At 68.6% G+C, this 1,251-nt stretch carries 2 protein-coding genes and 1 pseudogene; all 3 read right to left on the bottom strand.

Annotated elements, in window-relative coordinates; translation table 11 throughout:
* The coding region (ccsA, locus tag ACLJZ5_RS21920; protein ID WP_410959023.1) for a cytochrome c biogenesis protein CcsA at positions 1 to 672 on the bottom strand (672 nt) is incomplete at its 3' end.
* Positions 669 to 1,148: a cytochrome c maturation protein CcmE gene (gene ccmE, locus ACLJZ5_RS21915; protein WP_001053600.1), complete on the bottom strand. Its 480-nt coding sequence runs from the start codon at positions 1,146 to 1,148 to the stop codon at positions 669 to 671. The genes ccmE and ccsA, both read right to left, overlap by 4 nt.
* Positions 1,145 to 1,251, bottom strand: a pseudogene (locus ACLJZ5_RS21910) (heme exporter protein CcmD); the annotation flags it as partial. The gene ccmE and the pseudogene ACLJZ5_RS21910, both read right to left, overlap by 4 nt.

Genomic DNA, 1,251 nt, shown 5'->3' with positions numbered 1-1,251 from the left:
ACGCATGCCCAGCGTCAGGAACACCCACGCCGCCAGCGTCCACGGGCGGGCAAAACGGGTGAACGCGCTGTCCAGACGCCCGCTCAGCAGCGCGGCGATGGCGAAGGCGAAGGCCACCGAGAAGCCGACATAGCCCATGTACAGCAGCGGCGGGTGGAAAATCAGCCCCGGGTCCTGCAGCAGCGGGTTCAGGTCGCGCCCCTCCACCGGAAAGGCCGGCAGCGTGCGGGCGAACGGGCCGGAGGTGAACAGGATGAACGCCAGAAAACCGGCGCAGACCATCCCCATCACCGCCAGCACCCGGGCGACGATATCCGCCGGCACCTGCCGGCTGAACACCGCCACCGCCAGGGTCCAGCCGCTCATCAGCAGCACCCACAGCAGCAGCGAGCCCTCGTGCGCCCCCCAGGTGGCGGCCACCCGGTACCACACCGGCAGCTGCGTGTTCGAGTTGCCGGCGACATAGGCCACGGTGAAGTCGTTAACCACAAAGGCGTGCACCAGCACGAAAAACGCGCCCGCCACGCAGATAAACAGCAGCCAGGCGAACACCCCGGCCGACGCCATCATCCGCGCGTCGCCGCGCGCCACGCCCCACAGCGGGTAAACGGACAGCAGCAGCGCCACGCCGAGCGCCAGGCACAGCAGCGCGTGGCCGTATTCAGGCATCATGATGAGGTGTCCTTATCAGCGCGTTGCGGGCGGCGGTGGTTTTCCTGCATCGCCTTTTCCACTTCCGGCGGGGTGTAGTTCTCGTCATGCTTGGCCAGCACCTCGTGCGCCAGGACGTGGTTGCCCTTCTCCAGGGTGCCCTGCACCACCACCCCCTGCCCCTCGCGGAACAGGTCCGGCAGTATCCCCTCATAGCTCACCGTCACCGACCCTTCGGCGTCGTAAAGGCTGAAGTTCACCTTCAGCGAGTCCGGGTCGCGCCTGACGCTGCCGGGCATCACCATCCCGCCGACGCGCAGGCGCTGGCCCGCCGCCGGCAGCTGCTGCGTCTCGCGCTTGCCGTAGAGGATTTCGCCGGGGGTATAGAACAGGTCGATATTCGCGCGCAGCGCGTACAGGACCAGGGCGGTGGTCAGCGCCAGGCCCGCCAGCACCGCGCAGACCACCCATAGCCGGTTTTTACGTCGCAGGTTCACGCCGCCTCCTGTTGCGCCTGTGCGGCACGCATCCGCGCCTCGCGCGCCCGCTGCTGCGCCACGCCGCGCAGAATGGCCCGGCGCTGCAGCACCGTGTGCAGCG

The organism is Salmonella sp. 5800, assembly GCF_046558195.1.
Lineage (GTDB): Bacteria > Pseudomonadota > Gammaproteobacteria > Enterobacterales > Enterobacteriaceae > Salmonella > Salmonella enterica.
Note: the sequence above shows the minus strand (reverse complement) of the source record. Positions and strands in the feature narration are given on the sequence as shown.